The 23995-nt window shown below is 62.4% G+C and carries 22 protein-coding genes and 1 other RNA gene; 13 read left to right on the forward strand and 10 right to left on the reverse strand.

Annotation, left to right across the window (positions count from 1 at the left end; translation table 11 throughout):
- Window positions 1-4: 4 nt before the first annotated feature.
- The 3 genes from HMPREF9697_RS19325 to HMPREF9697_RS19335 all read right to left on the reverse strand — a co-directional run bounded on the left by HMPREF9697_RS19325 (window position 5) and on the right by HMPREF9697_RS19335 (window position 4234).
- Window positions 5-766: an ABC transporter permease gene (locus tag HMPREF9697_RS19325; protein ID WP_002718946.1), complete on the reverse strand. Its 762-nt coding sequence runs from the start codon at window positions 764-766 to the stop codon at window positions 5-7.
- Window positions 763-1686: an ABC transporter ATP-binding protein gene (locus HMPREF9697_RS19330; RefSeq protein ID WP_002718947.1), complete on the reverse strand. Its 924-nt coding sequence runs from the start codon at window positions 1684-1686 to the stop codon at window positions 763-765. The genes HMPREF9697_RS19325 and HMPREF9697_RS19330 overlap by 4 nt, the downstream gene beginning before the upstream one ends.
- A gap of 91 nt (window positions 1687-1777) precedes the next feature.
- Window positions 1778-4234, reverse strand: a complete 2457-nt coding sequence (locus HMPREF9697_RS19335) for an ATP-dependent helicase (RefSeq protein ID WP_002718948.1) — start codon at window positions 4232-4234, stop codon at window positions 1778-1780.
- Between the two features lie 252 nt (window positions 4235-4486).
- Here HMPREF9697_RS19335 and HMPREF9697_RS20660 point away from each other — a divergent pair, with 252 nt between their 5' ends.
- The 3 genes from HMPREF9697_RS20660 (at window position 4487) to HMPREF9697_RS19350 (ending at window position 9235) form a co-directional block, all read left to right on the forward strand.
- Window positions 4487-4663 (forward strand): DUF1328 domain-containing protein, encoded by a 177-nt coding sequence (locus HMPREF9697_RS20660; RefSeq protein ID WP_002718949.1) that lies wholly within the window; start codon window positions 4487-4489, stop codon window positions 4661-4663.
- Window positions 4664-4777: 114 nt separating this feature from the next.
- The gene (locus tag HMPREF9697_RS19345; RefSeq protein WP_002718950.1) at window positions 4778-6187 is read left to right on the forward strand and encodes an FAD-binding oxidoreductase; all 1410 of its coding nucleotides are present in this window, start codon (window positions 4778-4780) and stop codon (window positions 6185-6187) included.
- Between the two features lie 99 nt (window positions 6188-6286).
- Entirely contained in the window at window positions 6287-9235 is a 2949-nt protein-coding gene (locus tag HMPREF9697_RS19350) for an AsmA family protein (RefSeq protein WP_040308045.1), read from the forward strand.
- On the opposite strand, the gene HMPREF9697_RS19355 is transcribed toward HMPREF9697_RS19350, so the two are convergent.
- The 6 genes from HMPREF9697_RS19355 to ssrA all read right to left on the reverse strand — a co-directional run bounded on the left by HMPREF9697_RS19355 (window position 9232) and on the right by ssrA (window position 13198).
- Window positions 9232-9552: a ribbon-helix-helix domain-containing protein gene (locus HMPREF9697_RS19355; protein ID WP_002718952.1), complete on the reverse strand. Its 321-nt coding sequence runs from the start codon at window positions 9550-9552 to the stop codon at window positions 9232-9234. The genes HMPREF9697_RS19350 and HMPREF9697_RS19355 overlap by 4 nt on opposite strands.
- Before the next feature lie 273 nt (window positions 9553-9825).
- Window positions 9826-10116, reverse strand: a complete 291-nt coding sequence (locus tag HMPREF9697_RS19360) for a ribbon-helix-helix domain-containing protein (protein ID WP_002718953.1) — start codon at window positions 10114-10116, stop codon at window positions 9826-9828.
- Complete coding sequence (locus tag HMPREF9697_RS20665) at window positions 10113-10301, reverse strand: DUF4169 family protein (protein WP_081602569.1); 189 nt, start codon at window positions 10299-10301, stop codon at window positions 10113-10115. The genes HMPREF9697_RS19360 and HMPREF9697_RS20665 overlap by 4 nt, the downstream gene beginning before the upstream one ends.
- A gap of 217 nt (window positions 10302-10518) precedes the next feature.
- On the reverse strand, window positions 10519-11922 hold the full coding sequence (gene fumC / locus HMPREF9697_RS19365; RefSeq protein ID WP_002718955.1) for a class II fumarate hydratase: 1404 nt from the start codon (window positions 11920-11922) through the stop codon (window positions 10519-10521).
- A gap of 131 nt (window positions 11923-12053) precedes the next feature.
- Window positions 12054-12572: an SspB family protein gene (locus tag HMPREF9697_RS19370; RefSeq protein WP_002718956.1), complete on the reverse strand. Its 519-nt coding sequence runs from the start codon at window positions 12570-12572 to the stop codon at window positions 12054-12056.
- Between the two features lie 274 nt (window positions 12573-12846).
- Window positions 12847-13198, reverse strand: a transfer-messenger RNA (tmRNA) gene (ssrA, locus tag HMPREF9697_RS20670).
- 168 nt (window positions 13199-13366) lie between these two features.
- Here ssrA and HMPREF9697_RS19375 point away from each other — a divergent pair.
- The 8 genes from HMPREF9697_RS19375 (at window position 13367) to HMPREF9697_RS19410 (ending at window position 19987) form a co-directional block, all read left to right on the forward strand.
- Window positions 13367-13963 carry a chromate transporter gene (locus tag HMPREF9697_RS19375; protein ID WP_002718958.1) on the forward strand — a complete coding sequence of 199 codons (597 nt, stop codon included), beginning with the start codon at window positions 13367-13369 and terminating at the stop codon, window positions 13961-13963.
- Window positions 13960-14493, forward strand: coding sequence for a chromate transporter (locus HMPREF9697_RS19380; RefSeq protein ID WP_002718959.1), 534 nt, complete (start codon window positions 13960-13962; stop codon window positions 14491-14493). The genes HMPREF9697_RS19375 and HMPREF9697_RS19380 overlap by 4 nt, the downstream gene beginning before the upstream one ends.
- Before the next feature lie 123 nt (window positions 14494-14616).
- Window positions 14617-15411, forward strand: a complete 795-nt coding sequence (locus HMPREF9697_RS19385; protein ID WP_002718960.1) for a thymidylate synthase — start codon at window positions 14617-14619, stop codon at window positions 15409-15411.
- Window positions 15408-15938, forward strand: coding sequence for a dihydrofolate reductase (locus HMPREF9697_RS19390; protein ID WP_002718961.1), 531 nt, complete (start codon window positions 15408-15410; stop codon window positions 15936-15938). The genes HMPREF9697_RS19385 and HMPREF9697_RS19390 overlap by 4 nt, the downstream gene beginning before the upstream one ends.
- 137 nt (window positions 15939-16075) lie before the next feature.
- Window positions 16076-17209, forward strand: a complete 1134-nt coding sequence (hflK, locus tag HMPREF9697_RS19395) for an FtsH protease activity modulator HflK (protein ID WP_002718962.1) — start codon at window positions 16076-16078, stop codon at window positions 17207-17209.
- Window positions 17206-18114 (forward strand): protease modulator HflC, encoded by a 909-nt coding sequence (hflC, locus tag HMPREF9697_RS19400; protein WP_002718963.1) that lies wholly within the window; start codon window positions 17206-17208, stop codon window positions 18112-18114. Before hflK ends, hflC begins: the two co-directional genes overlap by 4 nt.
- A 59-nt stretch (window positions 18115-18173) precedes the next feature.
- Window positions 18174-18368 (forward strand): DUF2065 domain-containing protein, encoded by a 195-nt coding sequence (locus HMPREF9697_RS19405; RefSeq protein ID WP_002718964.1) that lies wholly within the window; start codon window positions 18174-18176, stop codon window positions 18366-18368.
- Between the two features lie 110 nt (window positions 18369-18478).
- Window positions 18479-19987, forward strand: a complete 1509-nt coding sequence (locus HMPREF9697_RS19410; RefSeq protein ID WP_002718965.1) for a DegQ family serine endoprotease — start codon at window positions 18479-18481, stop codon at window positions 19985-19987.
- Window positions 19988-20029: 42 nt separating this feature from the next.
- Here HMPREF9697_RS19410 and serB read toward each other — a convergent pair whose 3' ends face one another.
- Window positions 20030-20923 carry a phosphoserine phosphatase SerB gene (gene serB / locus HMPREF9697_RS19415; protein ID WP_002718966.1) on the reverse strand — a complete coding sequence of 298 codons (894 nt, stop codon included), beginning with the start codon at window positions 20921-20923 and terminating at the stop codon, window positions 20030-20032.
- Here serB and miaA point away from each other — a divergent pair.
- Complete coding sequence (gene miaA / locus HMPREF9697_RS19420) at window positions 20922-21866, forward strand: tRNA (adenosine(37)-N6)-dimethylallyltransferase MiaA (RefSeq protein WP_040308046.1); 945 nt, start codon at window positions 20922-20924, stop codon at window positions 21864-21866. The genes serB and miaA overlap by 2 nt on opposite strands.
- A 343-nt stretch (window positions 21867-22209) precedes the next feature.
- Entirely contained in the window at window positions 22210-23988 is a 1779-nt protein-coding gene (locus tag HMPREF9697_RS19425) for an acetolactate synthase 3 large subunit (RefSeq protein WP_002718968.1), read from the forward strand.
- Window positions 23989-23995: the final 7 nt, after the last annotated feature.

Below are 23995 nucleotides of genomic sequence, written 5' to 3' on the forward strand. Positions count from 1 at the left end.
CACCTTATCTTTTAAGGCGATAGCCGGTTTTGAAGATCCACCAGATCACGCCCATGCTGAGAAGCAGGAAGACGAGGATCATTCCGACGCTGAGATAGACGCTGACATCGGCGACCTCGGTGAAGCTCCAGCGGAAGCCGCTGATGAGATAGACCACCGGGTTGAACAGCGTGATGAAGTGCCAGACCGGCGGCAACATGCCGATCGAGTAGAAGCTGCCGCCGAGGAATGTCAGCGGCGTCACCACCAGAAGCGGGATCGCCTGCAGCTTCTCGAAACCGTCCGCCCAGATGCCGATGATGAAGCCGAACAGGCTGAAGGTCAGTGCGGTGAGCACGAGGAAGGTCAGCATCCAGATCGGATGCGCAATCTTCAGCGGCACGAACAGCGCGGCGGTCGCCAGAATGATGAGGCCGAGCGCGATGGATTTGGTCGCCGCCGCGCCGACATAGCCGAGCACAGCCTCGAAGGCCGACACCGGCGCGGACAACAATTCGTACACGGTGCCGGTGAATTTCGGGAAGTAGATGCCGAACGACGCGTTGGCGATGCTCTGCGTCAGCACCGAGAGCATGATGAGGCCCGGCACGATGAACGCGCCGTAGCTGACGCCGTGGATTTCCGGAATCCGCGAGCCGATCGCCGAGCCGAACACGACGAAATACAGCGATGTCGAGATCACCGGCGAGACGACGCTCTGTAACAGCGTGCGGAAAGTGCGCGCCATTTCGAACTTGTAGATGGCGATGACGGCGTAAAGGTTCATGCGCTGTGCACCAGATTCACGAAGATTTCCTCGAGCGAGGATTGCGTCGTGTTGAGGTCGTTGAAGTTGAGGCCGGAGGCGCGCAAATCGTTCAACAGCGTGGTGATGCCGGTGCGCTCGCTCTTGGTATCGTACGTGTAGGTCAGTTCCTTGCGGTCGTCCGACAGTTCGAGCGGATAATCGGCAAGCGAGGCGGGGAGGGAGGCGACTGGCTCGTTGAAATGCAGCGTCAGCTGCTTGCGTCCGAGCTTGCGCATCAGCGTGGCCTTGTCCTCGACCAGAACGATCTCGCCCTTGTTGATGACGCCGACGCGGTCAGCCATTTCCTCGGCTTCCTCGATGTAGTGCGTGGTCAGGATGATGGTGACGCCGGAATCGCGCAATTCCCGCACCACTTCCCACATCGACTTGCGCAGTTCGACATCGACGCCCGCGGTCGGTTCGTCGAGAAACAGAATCTGCGGCTCGTGCGCGAGTGCCTTCGCGATCATCACGCGGCGCTTCATGCCACCCGAAAGCGTGATGATCTGGCTCTTGCGCTTGTCCCACAGTGAGAGGTCTTTCAGAATCTTCTCGATCAGCGCGGTGTTTTTCGGCTTGCCGAACAGACCGCGGCTGAAGGCGGCGGTCGCCATCGGGGTTTCCCAGGCGTCGGTATGCAATTCCTGCGGCACGAGGCCGATCATCTGACGCGCGGCGCGGTAATCGGTGACGCTGTCGTGGCCGCCGATGGTGACGGTGCCTTTGCTCGCCATTGCAAGACCGCAGATCGTGCTGATGAGCGTGGTCTTGCCAGCGCCGTTGGGGCCGAGCAGCGCGAAAATCTCGCCCTGGCGAATCTCCAGGTTGATGTTCTTCAGCGCTGTGAAGCCCGACGCATAGGTCTTGGTCAGGTTGGAGACGGTAATGATGGCTGGCATGCGGATGCGGGGCTCGCGGGAATGCGGGTCGCGGAGAGATAGAGGCTCGGACAGGTCGAAACAAGAGGTGGGCAGGCGGTTTTGAAGCGCCTCAGGCTCGCGTCACGAAGCTGTCGATCACCTTCTTCTCGCCTGCTTTGTCGAAGGCGATGGTGAGCTTGTTGCCGTCCACGCGGGCCACGCGGCCGTAGCCGAATTTCTCGTGGAAGACACGCTCGCCAACACCGAACTCCGAGTCGGTGCCGGTGGATTTCGCGATCAGTTCGCCTTCGATGGTCAGCGGCTTGCGGCCCCGGCCGCCCGCATTGTAGCGCGCGCCGGTTTCATTGAAGCCGCTGCGGCCGCGGTTGGATTGGGCGCGCTGCCAGCCCGGCGTCGCGTAGCTCGAACCGAAGGACTCGATATTATCGAAGCGCGAGGAGCCGAAGCCGCCGGCGCCGCCCCATCCGGAGCCACCCTTGGATTCGGCGATCTCGACATGATCGGCCGGCAATTCATCGAGGAAGCGCGAGGGAATGGTGGTGGACCATGAACCGTGAATGCGGCGGTTGGTGGCGAAATAGATCATCGCCCGCCTGCGCGCGCGGGTGATGCCGACATGGGCGAGGCGACGTTCTTCCTCCAGCCCCGCGCGGCCCTGTTCGTCCAGCGCGCGCTGGTGCGGAAACAGGCCTTCTTCCCAGCCGGGCAGGAATACGTTGTCGAATTCGAGCCCCTTGGCGGAATGCAGCGTCATCACCGACACCGCGTCTTCGTCCGCGCCACCCTCGCGATCCATCACCAGCGAGATATGTTCGAGGAAGCCGTGCAGGTTCTCGAATTCTTCCATCGAGCGCACGAGTTCTTTCAGGTTCTCCAGCCGGCCCGCGGCGTCCGCGGAACGGTCCTTCTGCCACATCTCGGTGTAGCCGCTCTCGTCGAGCACGATTTCGGCCAGCTCGGTGTGGGAAATGATCTCGCGCTGCGTGCTCCAGCGGTCGAAACTCGCCAGCAGGTCGCGCAGACTGCCGCGCGCTTTCGGCTTGATCTCGTCGGTTTCGATGACGGCGCGCGCTGCTTCGGTCAGCGGAATGCGGCGTTTGCGCGCGATGTCGTGCAGCAGTTGCACGGTGGCGTCGCCAAGGCCGCGCTTCGGCGTGTTGACGATGCGCTCGAAGGCAAGATCGTCGGCGGGCGAATTGATGACGCGCAGATAGGCCAGCGCGTCGCGGATTTCCGCCCGCTCGTAGAAGCGCGGGCCGCCGATGACGCGATAGGGCAGGCCGAGCGTGACGAAGCGGTCTTCGAACTCGCGCATCTGGAACGAGGCGCGCACCAGAATGGCGATCTCGTTGAGCTTCTGCCCCGCGCGCTGCAACTGCTCGATCTCCTCGCCGATCGAGCGGGCTTCTTCCTCCGAGTCCCATGAGCCGGTGACGGTGACCTTCTCGCCGTCGACATCCTCGGTGCGCAGCGTCTTGCCGAGGCGGCCTTCATTGTGCGCGATGAGATGCGAGGCGGCGGCGAGGATGTGGCCGGTGGAGCGGTAGTTGCGCTCCAGTCGCACGACCTTCGCGCCGGGGAAGTCGTGCTCGAAGCGCAGGATGTTGTCGACTTCCGCGCCGCGCCAGCCATAGATCGACTGGTCGTCGTCACCGACGCAGCAGATGTTTTTGGGATTCGTCATTCCGGGATGCGCCGCAGCCGCGGACCCGGAATCCAGAGATGGTTGTCCCGGAATGGCGGGTGGCTGAGACGGCGCCTGAGCCAGCAAACGCAGCCACAGATACTGCGCGACGTTGGTGTCCTGATATTCGTCCACCAGAATGTATTTGAAACGGTGCTGATACTGCCGCAGCACGTCCGGGTGCTCGCGGAAGACGCGGATGTTTTCCAGCAGCAGGTCGCCGAAGTCGGCGGCGTTGAGAATCTTCAGCCGCTCCTGATAGGCGGTGTAGAGCTTGCCGCCCTTGCCGTTGCCGAACACCGACGCTTCGCCGGACGGCACCTGCGACGGCGTGAGCCCGCGATTCTTCCAGCCGTCGATCAATCCGGCGAGCATGCGCGCGGGCCAGCGCTTGTCGTCGATGCCTTCCGCCTGCAGCAATTGCTTCAGCAGACGAATCTGGTCGTCGACATCGAGCACGGTGAAGTTCGACTTCAGCTGCGCGAGTTCGGCATGCATGCGCAGGATGCGCCCGGCGATGGAATGGAAGGTGCCGAGCCACGGCATGCCTTCGACCGTCTGGCCGAGCATTTCGCCGAGCCGGTGCTTCATCTCGCGCGCGGCCTTGTTGGTGAAGGTCACCGACAGGATTTCGAACGGCCGGGCGCGGCCCTGACTGAGGATATGGGCGATGCGCGAGGTGAGCACGCGCGTCTTGCCGGTGCCCGCGCCTGCCAGCACCAGCACGGGACCATCCAGCGTCTCCACCGCTTCGCGCTGTTCTGGATTGAGCGCGCTCAGATATTGCGGCGCTGCTGCCGCGCGGGCGCGCGCAGCTATGCCGCCAGCGGCAGGCTGGTGGGCAGGTGCATCGGCAAACGGTCGGCGGACAGGTTCGGTCATGCGAATCGATTGGCCCACGATGGCACCGCGGGAGCGCGAAAGGGAGCCTTCTTGATCAGGGATATGTCCAGATATAGGCGTTCCGCGCCTCTACGTACAGAAGGCATCCGCATGCTGTCCCGAGGCGTTTTGTTCCCCAAAAATCGTATTTTTTAGCGGTTTTGGCGGCTGCAATGGCCCGGAACTTTCAAATCCCTCCCGGATTGGTTTCGCAAAGGAGCAACGACTCCGGATCGGACACAGGAGATTGCCATGTTGAGTTGGGTTGTGACGTTTCTCATCATCGCGCTGGTTGCCGGCCTTCTCGGCTTCGGCGGTATCGCCGGTGCCTCGATCGAAATCGCCAAGATCGTGTTTTTTGTTGCCATCGTGTTGTTCGCGGTTTCGGCGCTGGTGGGCTTGATGCGTGGCGGACGCCCCACGGTGTAGCGTTAGTACAAGGCGTCAGTAGAAAAGAGAGTAGCGTGGTGAACCGGCCGGTCGGCTTGACCGGCCGGTTCTCGTTTGCGACGGTTGCTGCAAGTTTCTTGCAGGACACCCGCCTTGAATACGACGACGGCACCGCGGCTTTCGCCGCAGACTCTAAGCAATGCGTTTGAAGCTCTGGCCACGCGCTTCAAGCGCGATTTCTTCACCTCGCAAGCGCAGCGCGAACAGCATGCGCACACCACGACATGGATCGCGCCGCAACTTCCCGACGCGGTGGTGCTGGCGCGCAGCGCAGCGGACATTCAGGACGCGGTGAGAATCTGCGCGCGCTACCGCGTGCCGATCATTCCATTCGGCGCGGGCACATCGCTGGAAGGGCAGGTCAACGCGCCTTCGGGCGGCATCTGTCTCGATCTGCGCGAGATGAACCGCATGCTGGCCGTGCATGCGGAAGATCTCGATTGCGTGATCGAACCCGGCATCACCCGCAAGACGCTCAACGAGAATCTGCGCGATCAGGGACTGTTCTTTCCGATCGATCCGGGCGCGGACGCGACGCTCGGCGGCATGGCCTCGACTCGCGCCTCCGGTACCAATGCGGTGCGCTACGGCACCATTCGCGACAACGTACTGGCGCTGAAGGTCGTGCGCGGAGATGGTGAGATCATCACCACCGGCACGCGCGCGAAAAAATCCTCCGCCGGATACGACCTCACGCATCTGTTCATCGGCGCGGAAGGCACGCTTGGCATTATTTGCGAAATGACCATGCGGCTGCGCGGGATTCCGCAGAGCATCGCGGCGGCGTCCTGTTCGTTCGGCAGCGTCAAGGGCGCATGCGACGCCACGATTCTGGCGATCCAGACCGGCATTCCGTTGGCACGGATCGAACTGCTCAATGCCGCACAGGTCGCCGCCTGCAACGCCTACTCGAAACTGACCTTGCCGCAGACGCCACTATTGCTTCTGGAATTCCATGGCAGCGAGGCCGAAGTCGCTGAGCAATCGGCGGCATTTGCTGAAATCGCGAAGGATTGCGGCGGCGGTGCGTTCGAATGGACGACGCACGCCGAGGACCGCACCAAGCTGTGGCAGGCGCGTCACGACGCTTATTGGGCGGCGGCGGCGCTTCGTTCCGGTTCGCGGCCGATGTCGACCGACGTCTGCGTACCGATCTCGCGCCTCGCGGATTGCGTCAGCGAAACCGAACATGACATCGAGCGTTTCAAGCTGATCGCGCCGATCGTCGGCCATGTCGGCGACGGTAATTTCCACTGCCTGATGCTGTGCGACGTCAACGACGCCGACGAGGTGCAGCGCGCGCATGAATTCCTGCATCGCCTCACGGAGCGGGCGCACCGCATGGGCGGCACCTGCACCGGCGAACACGGCATCGGGCAGGGCAAGCAGAAGTACCTTGTTCCCGAACTCGGCCCTGAGGCGATCGAGGCCATGCGCGCCATCAAGGCAGCGCTTGATCCGCAGAATATCTTCAATCCCGGCAAGATCATTCCGTCGCCGTGAGCCTTTTTGCGGCGTTGTGAGTTCGCCATACTTTTCTTTATGATGGCGGCGGTTCAGGCGCGGCGGGATTGACCGTGCCGCTTTTCTGCGGGGTCTATATTGCAGACGACGCTGCTCGGATTGGCGATCGCTGCCATCATGGCGCTGGTTGCAGCGCTGGCGGCGCCGCTGTTCGTCGACTGGAATAAGTACAAGCCGCAGTTCGAGGCGGAGGCCACGCGCGTGGTCGGCGCGCCGGTGCGCGTCGAGGGTGCGCTGGATGCACGGCTGCTACCCGCGCCGATCCTGCGGTTGCACAAGCTCTCGGTCGGCGCGCCAAAGGATCCGACGAAATTGCATGCCGACAAGCTCGATGTCGAATTCAGCCTCGGCTCGCTGCTGCGCGGCGAATGGCGCGCGACGCAATTGTCGCTCGACGGCCTCGCGCTCGACATCGGCCTCGATAAGCAGGGGCGTGTCATTGCGCCTTCGAAAGGCGAATTCAATTTCGGTGCGCTTGCGATCGACCGGCTCGATCTCTCTGGCCGCATCGCGCTGCATGACGAGGCGAGCGACTCGGAATTTCGGCTTGACGGTCTCGATTTCAGCGGCGATGTGCGCTCGCTCGGCGGCAATCTGCGCGGCGAGGGGCATGTCCTGCTGCGGGGCATGCGGCAGCCGTTCCGGCTCACGCTGTCGAAAGCGAGCGAAGGCGAGGCAACACGCCTGCGGCTCGATCTCGATTCCGCGCAGGCGGGCGCAATGGCATCGTCGCTGGATGGTGCGCTGACCTTCGAGAATCGCGTTCCGCATTTCGATGGCGCGATGACGCTCACCGCAGCGGCGGAAATGCCATGGCGGGTCGCCGCGCGCACCACGCTCGATCCGTCCGGTGCGGCGTTTACGCAAGGCGAGGTTCTCTACGGTGCCGAAGCGACCGGCGCGAAGCTGTCGGGCGACGGCACGCTGTCGTTTCGCCCCGGCAGGCTGCGTGTGAAGCTTGCGGCGAGCCAGCTCGATCTCGACCGCGCTCTCAACGACAACAAGGCGGAGCACGGCAAGACGCCGGTCGAATTCCTGACAGATGCAATCGCGGCGCTGCCGGCTTTGCCGTGGCCCTCGCAGATCTCGGCAATGGCTGATCGCGTCACGCTCGCCGGACAGGCGATCAGCGCAGTCGCGGTCGATCTCGATGGGACGAAGGAGCAGTGGGCTCTCACGAAGCTTGCCTTCAGCGGTCCCGGTGATGCGCGGCTCGCGCTGAGCGGCCGGATGCAGGCGGGCAAGGAGGGTGGGCAGTTTTCCGGTCCCTTCGATATCAAGACCAGTGATGCACAGGGTTTCGCCGACTGGGGCTTCGGCACGGCGGATACGGCGCACGGCGCGCGAACGCCGCTTCATCTTGCGGCGACGATGGCGCTCGGCAAGGAGCGTCTCGTGCTCGACGGGATGAAGCTCGATCTCGGTGGTAACCGGATCGAGGGCCGCATCGCGCGCACCGGCAAGCGGATTGATGCGACGCTGAAATCGCCGCAAGTGGATGTCGATAGTCTTGCCGATGTGACGCGGCGTCTGACAGCGTGGCAGGACAAGGGCAGCTACGCGGCACACGTCGATCTCGATTTCGCGCGGGCTAAAATTCTCGGCCACGAGGTCGCGCCGCTGCAGGCGAGCCTGTCGTCCGTCGCGGGCGAGCCGAAGAAGCGGATGTTCGATCTCAAGGTGCGACGTGCCGCGCTTGCCCCATGGCTGAAGCCCCAGCAGACCGTCAGTGATCTCTCGTCCCGCCTTGTTGTGACCAGTGAGGCTTTCGCGCTGGAGAATTTTTCCGGAAAACTCGGCGCTGCGTCGGTGAAAGGCAACTTGTCTCTGACGCGTCAGGGCGAACAAAACCTCACCGGTGCTGTCGAAACCGAAACGCTCGACATGCAAGCGTTGACGGCTTGGATGCTCGGCGCGGACGAGCGCGCGGCGACGGACCCGCTTGCACAAGGCCTGATTGGCTGGCGCGGATCGGTGGCATTGAAGGCCGGGAGGGCGGTTCTGCCCGGCGGCATGGACCTTGCGGCGGTCAGCGGCACAATGCGGGGGGATGGATCGTCGATCTCCTTCGACGATGTGAAGGGAACGGTCGGCGGCGGTACGGCGTCGCTCTCGGCAGCGATCAAGCGCGGCCCGTCAGAGACCGCCATCGACGCCGGCCTGAAGCTGGAAGACGCGGATGCTGCCGCGCTGAAATATCGTGGGCTGCGGTTGCCGCCCGGCAAAGCGTCGATGCGGATGACGCTGGCGACGCGAGGACGCAGCGCGGCGGCCTTGCGCAACGCGCTGTCGGGCAACGGTGTGCTGACTCTGACCGGCGCGCAGCTTCCGGCACTCGACGTCGCAGCGTTCGACGCGGCGGAAAAGGCGTCTGAAGATCCTGCTGCGAAGAACAATCTTGGACCAGCTGTCGCCGCGGCGCTCGACCGTGCGCCGCTTGCGGTGGCGTCCGTGGAGGTGCCGTTCATCATCAAGGACGCGCGCGTGCATGCCGATCCGACGGTTTTCCAGTCGGATACCGCCCGCGCCACGATCTCGGGCAGTTACGACATTCCGGAGGACCAGGGTGATCTGCGCATCGGATTGAGGGCGATGTCCGGTGCGATGAAGGATGCGCCGGACATCCAGATTTTCCTGCGCGGCACGGCGGATCGCGTGGAGCGCGATGTTGATGTCGCGGCGCTGTCGTCCTGGTTGTCGCTGCGCGCCATTGAGCGGGAAACGCAACGCCTCGACGCGCTGGAAAAGCAGGGCGCGTTGCCGCCGCCGCAGCCAGCGCTGGAAACCACCCCTCCCGTGCAACCCGAGCAGACGCTGCCGCCTGCCGAGGTCAAGATACCGGGAGCCGATCCGCGCAGGCACAGAGCGGTACCGCCGCCGTCACATGTGAAGCCGGCGGTGCCGCATGCGCCCCGCGCGCAGCAACCTTCCGCGGGCGCGCAACTCTTGCCGCTGCCGCCGCCGATCGACATCAAGCCCGCGCCGGGCACGATGCGGCCGCGCCGCGCGCCGGCAACGTCTTTCTAGTGCGCGGATGTGAGTTTCGGCGCCGTTACCCGCTCGCCGATGAACATCGTGCTGATCGCGCGCTCACGGAAGTAATCGAGCACGAACAGCCGGATCGCGGACGACAAATTGCTGGTCCGGCGGTGCTGGTCGATGGCGGCGATCTGCATCGACAGCGACAGTCCGCGCCGCGCGGCGATGTCCTTCAGGCTCGACCAGAACGCATCCTCGAGGCTGACGCTGGTCTTGTGCCCGTCCACCACCACCGACCGCTTGACGACAGCAAATTCCTTCACAGGGTCGGTCGTCGGGGCTGTCACATCACGCTGGCTGATCATCACCGTCACTCCTTCTGAGGCGCATGCGCGAGCAGTCGCCGGCCAAAGCCGTGCGGTTCTTCTCGCGGACTGCGAGGCGGATATTGTCAGGATGGTGCGACCGTCACGCGCAAATCAGACCAATGCCCGGGACGATCCTCTGTCATGGCGATCGGTTTGAATCGTCATGACAGTTATATCGTACCCCAAGGAGGCAGCCGCCGGTATTCGGTGAAAGCCGTAAGGGATGAGTCAGAATATTGCGGAGATGGATCCGTAAATTCCCGCAGCCGCTTATTCGGCGGCCTGGGAATCCATCACGGGCTCACGGACGGAATCATGCGCATCGTTCGACTGGGAGGGGCCCTGCGTCATCGAACGGTAATGATCCAGCACGAACAGCCGGATCGCCGAGGACAGATTGCCCTGCTTGCGCTGGCCATCGATCTCGCCGACGAGCTCGGACAATGTCATGCCACGTGCCGACGAAATTTCCTTCATGCCGTTCCAGAAAGCCTCTTCCAGGCTGACACTGGTCTTGTGTCCGGCAACGACGATGGAGCGTTTAACAACAGGGGATTTCATGAAGACTTTCCGTCATCGCGTAGATGTTGATTGAGAAATACCTCGGTGCGTTCATTGAGGGCACGTTGGTGATTCTTTTCGGCTTTTGTTTGCCCATATTTGGCGCGTTGACTGCTCGCTTCCACATTGGCGCGCTCACGTTCCTGGCGCTTCTTGAACTTTTTTAAATTAACCAGTTCACCCACAGGAATCTCGTGATTGCGGAAAACGAACCCGCCGGTCGCGGATCAGAGCATCAATATCAAAATCGCCGGGACCACAAGTCCCACTGGCGAAGAGCTGCTCTGCCTGCGCTCCAGCCGACACATCATAAGAGCGGTAGCCACATAACGCCACGCCTTTAGAAGAAAGAAGGCCAAAACGGTGCAAGAGGTATTGCGTATACCACGGCTCGTTTGTGTTTCACTTGTTGGAATGTGTCATCTGTTCGGGCCGTACGATGGAATCAAATTCCTCGGCGGTGACAAATCCGAGATTCAACGCTTCTTCTTTCAGCGTCGTGCCGTTTGCATGAGCCGTCTTGGCGATTTTCGCAGCTTTGTCATATCCAATTTTTGGCGCGAGCGCGGTCACCAGCATCAGCGAGCGCTGCATCAGGTCGCCGATTCGTTTTTCGTCGGCTCGGATTCCGATCACACAATTTTGTGTGAATGAGCGCGCCACATCCGCCATCAGGCGAATGGATGTCAGCATGCCGTAGGCCATCACGGGCTTGTAGACGTTGAGTTCGAAATGTCCCTGGCTGCCTGCGACGGTCAGTGTGGTCTGATTGCCGAAGATCTGGCAGCACACCATCGTCATGGCCTCGCACTGCGTCGGATTGACCTTGCCGGGCATGATGGAGGAACCGGGCTCGTTCTCCGGCAGAATCAGTTCGCCGAGACCCGAGCGAGGGCCCGAGCCGAGCAGGCGGATGTCATTGGCGATCTTGAACAGGCCGGTCGCGGTCGCGTTGATAGCGCCGTGGACATAGACGTAGGCGTCGTTGGAGGCGAGCGCCTCGAACTTGTTGGGCGCGGTGACGAACGGAAGTCCAGTGATCGTCGCCGCATGTTTGGCGAACAGCGCGGCGAATTCCGGCTTTGCATTCAGCCCGGTGCCGACCGCGGTGCCGCCCTGCGCCAGCGGATAAAGGCTTTTCGCGCTTTCCTTGATGCGCGCGATGCCGCTTTCAACCTGCGCGGCATAGCCCGAGAATTCCTGACCGAGCGTCATCGGCGTTGCATCCTGTGTGTGTGTGCGGCCGATTTTCACGATCGAGGCGAATTCTTTCTGCTTGGTGCGCAACGCGCCGAGCAGTTCTTCCAGCGCCGGGATCAGATCGTGGGCGATCTGCTGGGCTGCGGCGATATGCATTGCGGTCGGGAATGAGTCGTTCGATGACTGACTCATGTTGACATGATCGTTCGGATGAACCGGCGACTTAGTGCCGCGTTCGCCGCCGAGCATCTCGTTGGCGCGGTTTGAGATGACCTCGTTGAGATTCATGTTGGTCTGGGTGCCGGAGCCGGTCTGCCACACCACGAGCGGGAAATGGTCGTCGAGCTTGCCGTCGATGATTTCTTGCGCGGCGGCGATGATGGCGTCCGCGAGCTTCCTGTCGATGAGCTTGAGTTCGAGATTGGCCTGCGCTGCGGCGAGCTTGACGATGGCGAGCGCGTGGATCAGCGGCAACGGCATGTGCTCGGCGCCGATCTTGAAATTATTGCGCGAGCGCTCGGTCTGCGCGCCCCAGTAGCGGTCCGATGCGACTTCGATCGGCCCGAAGGTGTCGGTTTCAGTGCGGGTGGTTTTGCTCTGTGCCATGTTCGCCTCGTGCAGATCGCGACGCATGCATGCCGCGATATCTCGCTCCGTCTTTCAGGCGCGAGTATGCCGAAAGCGGCAGGCCGAAGCCATGCCGCACGGGCAGACGAGAGGTCCGATTAGAGACGTTATTATTTCTTGCGGAAGCGATCCAGCCGCACCACCTGCGCACCTTCGCGCGGATGGTCGTCGCCGCCATCGTCATCAGGATTGTCCGGTGAGGACTCCGGCGGCGTCGGAGGCGCAACCTTCTCGACGTCGTCCGTGACGGGTTCAGCGTCGCCGACCGCGGTTTCCGCTGTCTCGAACTGCAGGCCGAACTGCACCGATGGATCGAAGAAGCGGGTGATGGCGCTGAACGGCACCACGAGTCGCTCGGGAATTCCGCCGAACGACAGGCCGACTTCGAAATGATCCTCGGTAACGACCAGATCCCAGAACTGGTGCTGGAGGATCACCGTCATCTCCTGCGGATATTGCGACAGCAGGCGCGGCGACAGTTTCACGCCTTCCGCGGTGGAGAGGAAGGTGATGTAGAAATGATGGTCTCCCGGCAATCCGTGTTCGGCAGCGTCGGTCAGCACGCGGCGCAGGACGCCGCGCAGCGCGTCGCGGGTCAGAACATCGTAGCGGATCAGGTCGGTGGCCATCGGTCGGTCCTGTCAAAAACGTCGAAGTGTCGCGTGCCGGAATGGAGAGGAGCCGACTCGCACTTTTGTTCCATGCGGGTGGTGGTTAGCAAGTCTGTCCGCGGGAGAGGGCGATGTTGGCCACTCTTTTCGTGAACAAACCCTTTCGCTCAAGACTACCTTCTCCCATGGGCTGCGTCAGCAAGCTTGAGGCCAGAAGACACCTAAATTCACACCGGCACCGTGACCGATGGGACGCTTCTGTTAAAGACACAAAGAGACCGATTGAAGATGAAGTGGAGGCTTCTGTTGCCAGGTGCCTCCGAACCCCGCCTGACAGGGCTTAATCCATCAGGACTTTAAGTCGGTATTTCAAACTGCGTTACGCAGCCTGAGCAACCGGAGCATAGTTGTCGTTTGCAACTATTGAGAAGCCCGATAACGGCGGAACAATACCGGGAAAAAACACGCCCTTTACGCCCTCGTCGATCCTGTTTCGCCCCCGCCGAAATTCCGCCTGCGGAACTTTGGTGGAGGCGCCGGGTGCTGCCCCCGGGTCCGAATGGTTTATTGCGACGGCCATTTATTTCCATAGCCGGCGAACCGGCAGGCTCAATATAAGGTGCAAAGCGTGACGACAAAAGCCCCTTCGGCCGGGCTTTCGACAGGCTGTCGGGTAGCCTGATCCATTGCATCGCGCGCCCTCGAAAAGTTGAATGGAGACTGCCGCGCGCCGTCGGAAAAGAATTGGCCGGACGATACGACACATTTAAACGAGTGCCCGTCGCCATTTTTTGCCAGCCTGAACCGATCCCATGAACAAGCCCGCTCCGCCGTCTGACATGGTCGCCAGCGATCTCGCCGCCGAGCCGCCGGGGCTGCTTGAGCTGTTTTTTGCTTTCTCGAAAATGTCGCTGGCTGGTTTCGGCGGCGTGCTGGTGTGGGCCCGCCGCGCGATCGTCGAACAGCACCGCTGGATGACCCCGGACGAATTCAACGAAGCCTTTGCGCTCTGTCATCTGCTGCCGGGGGCCAACATCGTCAATCTGTCGATCGTGTTCGGCGGCCGGTTTCGCGGCGCCGCCGGAAGTCTCGCGGCGTTTCTCGGCCTGCTGCTGCCGCCGACGCTGATCGTGACGACGCTCGGCATTCTTTATACTCACTTCGGCGACCTGCCGGGCTTGCAACGAACCCTGAACGGCATCGCCTGTGCTGCTGTCGGTCTGTTTCTGGCCGTCATCGTCCGTATGATTGGGCCGCTCCTGAAGCGGAAAAATCCGGTCGAAATCGCATTGATGATTGCCGTGTTCGCCGCAGTCGGCCTTGGACGCGTGCCGCTGGCGGCGGTTGTACTGATCGCACTGCCGCTCAGTATTGTCGTGACCTATTTCTGGCGCAGGCGGGCAGCATGAATCCGGGTCTCGGCACGTATCTCAATCTGCTGTGGACGTTCGGCCTGATGTCGCTGCTCGCGGTCGGCGGCGCCAACGCAACGATCCCGGAGATGCATCGCGTCGCGGTCGAGGTGAACCACTGGCTCACCGACGCGCAGTTCGCCGACATGTTCGCCATCGCCCAGTTCTCGCCGGGACCCAACGTGCTGATCGTGACGCTGATCGGCTATCAGGTCGCGGGACTGACCGGCGCCGCAGTGACGACATTTGCGATGTGCGGCCCGGCGGGCGTGCTGGCTTATTTCGTGGCGAACTTCTTCCACCGCTCCAGCCATTCGTTCTGGCCTTCCGTCATCCAGGCCTCGTTCGTGCCGGTCTCGATCGGCCTGATGGCCGCGGGCGGCTATGTGCTGGCGGTCACGGTCGACACCTCGCTGGCGGCCACGCTTGTCACGCTTGTTACGGCGGCGGTCGCGGTGGGAACCCGGATCAATCCGCTCTGGCTGCTCGCGGTGGCGGGAATTCTGGGTTACGCCGGGCTCGTCTGATCCCGCGAAAAGGCTTCTGGGCAGGGCAGGTGGTGCCTACTTTTGATGGGACAACGCCGGAAAGCGGCTGTTGATTCGGCCCCGGATGTGGTCCGTTCCGCCCAGACGACATAGATTACGGCCATGCATCAGTATCACGACCTGCTCGAACGGATTTTGAGCGACGGCGCGCAGAAGGGCGACCGCACCGGCACCGGCACGCTGTCGGTGTTCGGCCATCAGATGCGCTTCGATCTCGCCGCTGGCTTTCCGATGACGACGACCAAGAAGCTGCCGTTCAAGGCGATCGTCCACGAACTGCTGTGGTTTCTCGCGGGCGACACCAACGTGCGCTATCTGCAGGATAACGGTGTCACGATCTGGGACGAATGGGCGGACGCCAACGGCGATCTCGGCCCGGTTTATGGCAAGCAGTGGCGCTCATGGCAGGCACCGGATGGCCGCAGCATCGACCAGATCGCGAATCTCATCCGCATGATCCGTACCACGCCGGATTCACGGCGGCTGATCGTCAGCGCATGGAATCCAGCCGATGTTGATCACATGGCGCTGCCGCCGTGCCATTGTCTGTTTCAGTTCTACGTCGCAAACGGCAGGCTGTCGTGCCAGCTCTATCAGCGCTCAGCGGATGTGTTTCTTGGCGTGCCGTTCAATATCGCGTCTTACGCGCTGCTGACGATGATGATAGCGCAGGTGACAGACCTGAAGCCTGGTGAATTCATCCACACGCTTGGCGACGCGCATCTGTATTCCAACCATCTGGAGCAGGCGCGCCTGCAACTGACGCGCGCACCACGCGCGCTGCCGACTGTGAGCATCAATCCGGCGGTGCGGGATATTTTCGGATTCCGTTACGAGGATTTCAAACTCGAAAACTACGATCCGCATCCGCACATCAAGGCCGAGGTCGCGGTGTGACCGCGCAGGGGGCTGTTCCCGAGATCGTTTTCATCGTCGCCGTCGCGGACAACGGTGTGATCGGCCGCGACAATGCGATGCCCTGGCACCTGCGCTCGGACCTGCAGCGGTTCAAGCAGCTGACGCTGAACAAGCCGGTCATCATGGGCCGCAAGACTTTTCTTTCGATCGGCAGATCGCTGCCGAAACGCACCAACATCGTGGTCACGCGCGACCCGAATTTTCGCGCGGCGGGCGCGGTGGTGGCGCCCTCGCTTGACGCCGCTTACGAGATCGCGCTCGGCGATATCCTGCGACGTGGTGTCTCAGAGATTATGGTGATCGGCGGCGCGGATATTTTCCAGCAGTGGATGCCGCGCGCGACCCGGCTGGAGATCACGCATGTCCATGCCGAACCGGATGGAGATACGTTCTTCCGGTTTGGCGCGGCAGAATGGCGAGAGGCATCGCGCAATCGTCCCACACGCGCACCCGAGGACAGCGCCGATTTTTCCTATGCGACATATGCCCGCGCGGCCTCCCGTTAACCCCTCCAGCCAATGTTTGCATTGACAATTTCCTCACGCAGATTAGCTGCTAGAGGCTGCGCAGGGCCGCGTTGTATCGCGGCTCTTCGTCTTTTATAAAACGTCGCTGCCGCGAGATGGCGCGAAGGAGCTTGCTGATGGCCTGGAAGAATCAAGGCGGAAGTCCATGGGGTCCGGGTCCGAAGGGCCCCTGGGGCTCGGGTCCGCAATCGCAAGGGCCTAAGCCGTCCGACCTCGAGGATCTTCTGCGCCGCGGCCAGGACCGGCTTCAGCATCTGCTGCCCGGTGGGCATATGAGCGGCATGGGCATCGCCCTGATCGTCATTGCGGGCATCGCGATCTGGTTGTTGTCCGGCTTTTTCCGCGTGCAGCCGGATGAGCTTGGCGCTGTACTGCGTTTCGGCAAGCATGTGCGCACGGTGCAGCCTGGCCTGAACTATCATATTCCGTATCCGGTCGAGACCGTGTTGCTGCCGAAGGCGCTGCGCGTCTCCACGCTGAACATCGGCATGACGGTCAGCGATGATAGTGGCCGCCGCGGCCGCGTGGTGCGCGACGTGCCTGAAGAAAGCCTGATGCTGACCGGCGACGAGAACATCGTCGATGTCGACTTCACGGTGTTGTGGCGGATCGCGCCGGACGGCGTCGGCAAATTCCTCTTCAATATCCAGAATCCCGAAGGCACGGTGAAGGCGGTGGCCGAGAGCGCGATGCGCGAAGTCATCGGCCGCTCCGACATTCAGCCGATTCTCACCGGTGCGCGCAACACGACCGAAAGCGCGGTGCATCAGCTGATGCAGAAGACGCTCGACAGCTATGGTGCGGGCATTCTGATCCAGCAGGTGCAGATGCAGAAGGTCGATCCGCCGCAGCAGGTGATCGACTCGTTCCGCGACGTGCAGGCGGCGCGCGCCGACCTCGAGCGTTTGCAGAACGAAGCGCAGACCTACGCCAACCGCGTCGTTCCCGACGCCCGCGGTCGCGCCGCTCAGGTGCTGCAGCAGGCGCAGGGCTACAAGGAGCAGGCGGTGGCCGAAGCCAAGGGTCAGGCGGCACGCTTCCTCAGCGTCTATGACGAATACAAGAAGGCACCTGAAGTGACGCGGCAGCGCATCTATCTCGAAACCATGGAGCATGTGCTCGGACCGGCGGACAAGGTCATTCTCGACTCCGGCCCGTCGGGGCAGGGCGTGGTGCCGTATCTGCCGCTCAATGAACTCAACCGTAAAACACCGGCCGCGCCGGCTACGCAGAGCGGAGCAAGCCGATGAAAAACGGACTGTCAGGCGCTGTCGCCCTCGTCGTTCTGCTGTTGCTGATCATCGTCGGCTACAGCTCGGTTTACACTGTCCGGCAGACCGAACAGGCGCTGGTGGTTCGCCTCGGCGCGCCGGTCGGCGCTCCGATCACCGAGCCGGGCCTGCACTTCAAGGCGCCGTTCATCGACACGGTCATCAGCATCGATAACCGGATTCTCGACCTGGAGAATCCGTCGCAGGAAATCATCGCCTCCGACCAGAAGCGTCTGGTGGTGGATGCCTTCGCGCGTTACCGCATCAAGGATGCGCTGCGCTTCTATCAGAGCGTCGGTTCCATTTCGGCCGCCAACGTCCAGTTGACGGCGCTGCTGAACGCAGCACTTCGCCGTGTGCTCGGCGAGGTGACGTTCATTCAGGTTGTCCGCGACGAGCGTGAAGTGCTGATGGGCCGCATCCGCGACCAACTCGACAAGCAGGCGGATGCCTATGGCATTCAGGTTGTCGACGTGCGCATCCGCCGCGCCGACCTGCCGGAGCAGAACAGCCAGGCAGTTTATCAGCGCATGCAGACCGAGCGTCAGCGCGAAGCTGCCGAATTCCGCGCCCAGGGCGGGCAGCGGGCGCAGGAAATCCGATCCAAGGCCGATCGCGAGGCGACCGTCATTGTCGCGGAAGCCAATTCGCAGGCGGATAAGGTTCGCGGTGAAGGCGACGGCGAACGCAACCGGATCTTCGCGGAAGCCTATTCCAAGGACCCGCAGTTCTTCGCGTTCTACCGGGCGATGACCGCCTACGAGACCAGCCTGAAGAACAACGACACCCGCTTCGTGCTGAAGCCGGATTCGGAATTCTTCCGGTTCTTCAACTCAGTCAATGGAACGGCGGCCGGGCCGGCCGCCCCGGCGGCGTCAAGATAAGCGCAATTAATCTCATCGACGGGATTTCCCTTTTCTCGGGTCTCTGGTGAAATCCTGTCATGAAAGAGCTATTGATTGGATTCGGAGTCCTTTGCGTCATCGAAGGTTTGACCTTTGCGGCGTTTCCCCAGGCGATGCGTCGCGCGATGGAAGCCGCGCTGGAGCATTCCGAGAACCTGTTGCGTATCACGGGCCTCGCGGTTGCGGTCGCGGGGTTGATGCTGATCTGGCTGATACGCTACGGCGTGCTGTAGGCGGGCGCCGGTATTTTGCCTTAATTCCCCGCGTTGATACGCTTGCGGACCAAGAAGGCCGGGCGCAGTCTCGGCCCTGAATGGCATTCCCTCCCAGGAGACATTGTTCGATGTTCCACGCGCTTGTGCGACTGAGCCGCCTGCTTCCGCTTGCCGTTGCGGGTGGTTTTCTGATGATGGCGGCGGGTGCCCCTCAGCCTGCTTTCGCGCGCGGGCCTGACGGCATCGCCGATGTCGCGGAGAAGGTGATCGACGCGGTGGTCAACATCTCCACGTCCCAGACCGTTAACGGCCGGGACGAGAAGGGCGAGGAGGCGACGCCCCAGAAGGACAACCGCAACAAGAGCAATCCGCGCCTGCCGCCGGATTCGCCCTTCAATGAATTCTTCGACGATTTCTTCAAGAACCGCCGCGGCGACAAGGGCCAGCATAAGGTCAATTCGCTCGGCTCCGGCTTCATCATCGATGCGAGCGGCATCGTCGTGACCAACAATCACGTCATCGCGGATGCCGACGAGATCAACGTCATTCTCAACGACGGCACCAAGATCAAGGCGGAGCTGGTCGGCCGCGACAAGAAGAGTGATCTCGCCGTGCTGAAATTCCAGCCGCCGGAAAAGAAACTGACGGCGGTGAAGTTCGGCAATTCCGACAAGCTGCGGCTCGGGGAATGGGTGATTGCGATCGGCAATCCGTTCAGCCTTGGCGGCACGGTGACGGCGGGCATCGTCTCGGCGCGCAACCGTGACATCAATTCCGGGCCTTACGACAACTACATCCAGACCGACGCCGCCATCAATCGCGGCAATTCCGGCGGTCCGCTGTTCAACCTTGATGGCGAGGTTGTCGGCGTCAACACGGCGATCATTTCACCGTCGGGCGGCTCGATCGGCATCGGCTTCGCGGTGCCGTCGAACACCGTTGTCGGCATCGTCAATCAGCTGCAGCAGTACAAGGAAGTCCGTCGCGGCTGGCTCGGCGTGCGTATTCAGCAGGTTACCGATGAAATCGCTGACAGCCTCGGCATCAAGCCGCCGCGTGGCGCGCTGGTCGCAGGCGTCGACGACAAGGGACCTGCGAAGCCTGCGGGCATCGAGGCGGGTGACGTCATCACCTCCTTCGATGGCAAGGCGATCCGTGAGATGAAGGATCTGCCGCGTGCGGTGGCCGATACGCCGGTCGGCAAGACCGTCGATGTCGTGCTGATCCGCAAGGGCAAGGAAGAAACGCACAAGGTGACGCTCGGCCGGCTCGACGACGGCGACAAGCCTGTCGAGGCTTCGTTGAAGGCGCCGGCCCCCGAGATCAGCAAGCCGGTGACACAGAAGGCGCTCGGGCTCGATCTTGCCGCGATCTCCAAGGATCTGCGCGCGCGCTACAAGCTCAAGGACAAGGTCAAGGGCGTGGTTATCGTCGGCGTCGACCGCAATTCCGATGCCGCCGAGCGACGGCTCGGCGAGGGCGACGTCATCGTCGAGGTCGCGCAGGAGGCGGTGAATTCGCCCGCCGATGTCAAGAAGCGCATCGACCAGCTCAAGAAGGACGGCAAGAAGTCGATCCTGCTGCTGGTGTCGAACGCCGAGGGCGAATTGCGGTTTGTCGCGCTCAGCGTGAACTGATCTTTTTCCTCCCTCTCCTCGCGAGAGGGAGGAAGAAACAAATCACTCCGTCACGAATTCGGTGCGCTTGTAACCCTGCGCGTAAAGCAACGCGGTGAGGTCGCCGTGATCGATCCGCGCTGCTGCTGCGGCCGCGACCGCGGGCTTGGCGTGATAGGCGACGCCGAGGCCGGCCTTTTCGATCATCGCGAGATCGTTGGCGCCATCGCCGACGACGAGCGTGTCGATATCGTCCAGTTCGAATGTTTCCAGCAGATCGACCAGCGTGGCGAGCTTCGCCGCGCGTCCGAGGATCGGCTCCTGAACGCGGCCCGCGAGCTTGCCGTCTTCGACGATGAGCGTATTGGCGCGGTTTTCCTCGAAGCCGATCGCGGCGGCGACGCGTTCGGTGAACAGCGTGAAGCCGCCCGAGACGAGGCAGGTGTGTGCACCGTTCGCGCGCATGGTTTTGACGAGCGCAGGGCCGCCCGGCGTCAGCGTGATGTGCTTGGTGAAGACCTCGTCCGCGACGCTCACGGGCAGGCCTTTGAGCAGCGCGACGCGCTCGCGCAGCGCCGGCTCGAATTCGATCTCGCCCCGCATCGCGCGCTCGGTGATCGCCGCGACATGATCCTTCAATCCGGCGAAGGCCGCGAGCTCGTCGATGCATTCCTGGCCGATCATGGTGGAGTCCATGTCGGCGAGCAGCAGCTTCTTGCGGCGTGCGAGGCGCGGCTGCACCACGACGTCGACCGGGATTCTCTGCAGCGCGCCATGCAGCCGGTCGGCGATAGCGCGGATGGGCTCCTCGCTTTCGAACGGGATGTCGGCGGCGATCCCGGCATCGAGCCATTCGGCGAGTGAGGATGATGGCAATATGGCGCGCGCGGCCTCCAGCACCGTGCTATCGAGCATGGGCTGCGCGGGGTTGCAGATCAATGTAGCGACGAGGGACATGAATTCGGGCCGGAATGATGTGAAGGCGGTGCTTATCGCAGGGCCGACCGCCAGCGGCAAGTCGGCGCTGGCGCTCGATCTGGCCGAAGCGGCAGGCGGTACCGTCATCAATACGGATTCGATGCAGGTCTATCGCGATCTGTGCGTCATCACCGCGCGTCCGACCGTCGAGGAGGAGGCGCGCGTTCCGCACCGGCTTTACGGCCATGTCGATGCCGCGGTGAATTATTCGGCGGGCGCTTGGGTCAGTGACGCGACGGTGGTGCTGGCGGAGACGCAGGCGAACGGACGGCTGCCGATTTTCATCGGGGGAACCGGGCTTTACTTCAAGGCGCTAACGCGGGGGCTGTCGAACGTGCCGCCGGTGCCGGATGCCGTACGTGAAGCGGTTCGACGTCGGCTTGAACAAGACGGTCCCGAAGCCCTGCATGAGGAGCTCGGGAGGCGCGATGCCGAAGCGGCAGCACGCTTGAAACCGCGCGATCGCGTCCGCATTGCCCGTGCGCTTGAAGTGGTGGAAGCCACCGGCCGTCCGCTGGCGGAATGGCATGCGCATGGCCTGCCGCCGCTGCTGCCGCCAGAGGGCGTCGTGGCGCTGTTTCTCGCGCCGGATCGCAAGGTGGTCTATGAGCGGATCGACCGTCGTTTTGAATCGATGATGGATCGCGGCGCGCTGGAGGAGGCGGGGGCGCTTGGCCATCGCGGGCTCGATCCGCTGTTGCCCGCGATGAAGGCGCATGGTGTCCCGGCGCTGATCCGCCATCTTGCGAGTGAGTTGTCGCGCGAGGAGGCCATTGCCACCGGCCAGATCGATACGCGTCACTACGCCAAGCGGCAGTTCACCTGGTTTCGGCACCAGTTGCCGGAATTCGAATGGGTCGCCCCCGATGCCGCGCGGACGTGGCTCGCGGCGAGACTCGGCGTCGCGCTTCCCGAAGCCTGAACAGGCCCCACCCCTCGTTCCGGTCTGTTCCGAACCGACGGCTCCCATGCGCTTTTCAGCATTCCGCCGGTGCCTGATCGGTGGCTATAGTGTGGATGTCAGACAGCCTTGACATCTCCCCGGAGAAGTCTATAAACCGCGCAACCTTTGGAAATAGAAATCGACTTATGAGCAATAAAATTACAAATCTTCTTATTGTCGTAGTCGTACCTGGGCACATCGCCGGGGGGAGCTGACGCGACCCTAAGATAGGCGGTGTGCACAGGGTCCTCTCGGGGGCCTTTTTTATTATCTGGAGCTGGCGATCCAAGACGGCGCCATGCGGCGCGCAGCGGAGCGAAAGATGAGCGAGACGAAGAAAAACGAATCCCGGCAGATGACCGGCGCGGCGATGGTCGTGCAGGCGCTGAAGGATCACGGCATCCAGCACATTTTCGGTTATCCGGGCGGCGCGGTGCTGCCGATCTATGACGAGATTTTCCAGCAGGAGGCCGTCCAGCACATCCTCGTTCGCCATGAGCAGGGCGCGGGCCATGCAGCCGAGGGCTATGCGCGCTCGACCGGCAAGCCGGGCGTTGCGCTTGTCACCTCAGGGCCGGGCGCGACCAACATGGTCACCGCGCTGACCGATGCGTTGATGGATTCGATCCCGCTGGTCTGCATCACAGGCCAGGTGCCGACGCATCTGATCGGCAATGACGCATTCCAGGAGTGCGATACGGTCGGCATCACGCGGCCTTGCACCAAGCACAACTGGCTGGTTCGCGACGTCAACGATCTCGCCAAGATTCTGCACGAGGCTTTCTATGTCGCGACCACGGGCCGTCCCGGTCCGGTCGTCGTCGACATTCCGAAGGATGTGCAGTTCGCGACCGGCACCTATCATGCGCCGCGCAAGAATGACGTTCATGTCTCCTATTCGCCGCGCGTGAAGGGTGATGCCGCGCAGATCCGCAAGGCGGTTGCACTGCTCGCCTCCGCGAAGAAGCCGGTGATCTATTCCGGCGGCGGCGTCATCAACTCGGGACCCGAGGCAACGCGCCTGCTGCGCGAACTGGTTGGCGCGACCAATTTCCCGATCACCTCGACGCTGATGGGACTCGGTGCTTATCCGGCCTCGGGCAAGAACTGGCTCGGCATGCTCGGCATGCACGGCACTTACGAAGCCAACATGGCGATGCATGATTGCGACGTCATGCTGTGTGTCGGTGCGCGCTTCGACGACCGCGTTACCGGCCGGCCGGATGCGTTCTCACCGAACTCGAAGAAGATCCATATCGACATCGATCCGTCGTCGATCAACAAGAATATCCGCGTCGACGTGCCGATCATCGGCGACGTCGGCAATGTGCTGGCCGATCTGCTGGCAGGGTTGAAGGCTGAAACAAAGCGGCCTGACCTCAAGCCGTGGTGGTCGCAGATCGCGACCTGGCGTGCGCGCAATTCGCTGGCATTCAAGAAGAACAACGACGTGATCCTGCCGCAGTACGCGATCCAGCGCCTGTATGAACTGACCAAGAACCGCGACACCTACATCACCACGGAAGTGGGGCAGCATCAGATGTGGGCGGCGCAGTTCTACGGCTTCGAGCAGCCCAATCGCTGGATGACGTCCGGTGGCCTCGGCACCATGGGTTACGGCTTCCCGGCGGCTATTGGCGTGCAGGTCGCCCATCCCAAAAGTCTCGTCATCGACATCGCGGGCGATGCTTCGATCCAGATGATGTTGCAGGAGATGTCGACGGCGGTTCAGTTCGACCTGCCGGTGAAGATCTTCATCCTCAACAATCAGTACATGGGCATGGTGCGTCAGTGGCAGCAACTGCTGCACGGCAATCGCCTGTCGAACTCGTACTCCGAGGCGCTGCCGGATTTCGTCAAGCTCGCGGAAGCCTATGGCGGCGTCGGCATGCATGTGACGAAGCCCGGCGATCTTGATGGCGCGATCGAGGAAATGATCAAGGTGAAGAAGCCGGTGATCTTCGATTGCCGCGTTGCGACGCTGGAAAACTGCTTCCCGATGATCCCGTCGGGCAAGGCGCATAACGAAATGCTTCTGCCCGCGGAAGCCAACGATGAAGCGACTGCGGCGGCCTTCGCCGGCGGCAAAGCTCTGGTTTAAAAGGCAC

The sequence above is a fragment of the Afipia felis ATCC 53690 genome, from assembly GCF_000314735.2.
GTDB classification, from domain to species: Bacteria; Pseudomonadota; Alphaproteobacteria; order Rhizobiales; family Xanthobacteraceae; genus Afipia; species Afipia felis.

What these genes read in the sequence shown, in the direction of transcription:
- HMPREF9697_RS19325 (WP_002718946.1), bottom strand. Translation starts at nt 766, where the DNA reads ATGAACCTTTACGCCGTCATCGCCATCTACAAGTTCGAAATGGCGCGC.
- HMPREF9697_RS19330 (WP_002718947.1), bottom strand. Translation starts at nt 1,686, where the DNA reads ATGCCAGCCATCATTACCGTCTCCAACCTGACCAAGACCTATGCGTCG.
- HMPREF9697_RS19335 (WP_002718948.1), bottom strand. Translation starts at nt 4,234, where the DNA reads ATGACCGAACCTGTCCGCCGACCGTTTGCCGATGCACCTGCCCACCAG.
- HMPREF9697_RS20660 (WP_002718949.1), top strand. Translation starts at nt 4,487, where the DNA reads ATGTTGAGTTGGGTTGTGACGTTTCTCATCATCGCGCTGGTTGCCGGC.
- HMPREF9697_RS19355 (WP_002718952.1), bottom strand. Translation starts at nt 9,552, where the DNA reads ATGATCAGCCAGCGTGATGTGACAGCCCCGACGACCGACCCTGTGAAG.
- HMPREF9697_RS19360 (WP_002718953.1), bottom strand. Translation starts at nt 10,116, where the DNA reads ATGAAATCCCCTGTTGTTAAACGCTCCATCGTCGTTGCCGGACACAAG.
- fumC (WP_002718955.1), bottom strand. Translation starts at nt 11,922, where the DNA reads ATGGCACAGAGCAAAACCACCCGCACTGAAACCGACACCTTCGGGCCG.
- HMPREF9697_RS19370 (WP_002718956.1), bottom strand. Translation starts at nt 12,572, where the DNA reads ATGGCCACCGACCTGATCCGCTACGATGTTCTGACCCGCGACGCGCTG.
- HMPREF9697_RS19375 (WP_002718958.1), top strand. Translation starts at nt 13,367, where the DNA reads ATGAACAAGCCCGCTCCGCCGTCTGACATGGTCGCCAGCGATCTCGCC.
- HMPREF9697_RS19380 (WP_002718959.1), top strand. Translation starts at nt 13,960, where the DNA reads ATGAATCCGGGTCTCGGCACGTATCTCAATCTGCTGTGGACGTTCGGC.
- HMPREF9697_RS19385 (WP_002718960.1), top strand. Translation starts at nt 14,617, where the DNA reads ATGCATCAGTATCACGACCTGCTCGAACGGATTTTGAGCGACGGCGCG.
- hflK (WP_002718962.1), top strand. Translation starts at nt 16,076, where the DNA reads ATGGCCTGGAAGAATCAAGGCGGAAGTCCATGGGGTCCGGGTCCGAAG.
- hflC (WP_002718963.1), top strand. Translation starts at nt 17,206, where the DNA reads ATGAAAAACGGACTGTCAGGCGCTGTCGCCCTCGTCGTTCTGCTGTTG.
- HMPREF9697_RS19405 (WP_002718964.1), top strand. Translation starts at nt 18,174, where the DNA reads ATGAAAGAGCTATTGATTGGATTCGGAGTCCTTTGCGTCATCGAAGGT.
- HMPREF9697_RS19410 (WP_002718965.1), top strand. Translation starts at nt 18,479, where the DNA reads ATGTTCCACGCGCTTGTGCGACTGAGCCGCCTGCTTCCGCTTGCCGTT.
- miaA (WP_040308046.1), top strand. Translation starts at nt 20,922, where the DNA reads ATGAATTCGGGCCGGAATGATGTGAAGGCGGTGCTTATCGCAGGGCCG.
- serB (WP_002718966.1), bottom strand. Translation starts at nt 20,923, where the DNA reads ATGTCCCTCGTCGCTACATTGATCTGCAACCCCGCGCAGCCCATGCTC.
- HMPREF9697_RS19425 (WP_002718968.1), top strand. Translation starts at nt 22,210, where the DNA reads ATGAGCGAGACGAAGAAAAACGAATCCCGGCAGATGACCGGCGCGGCG.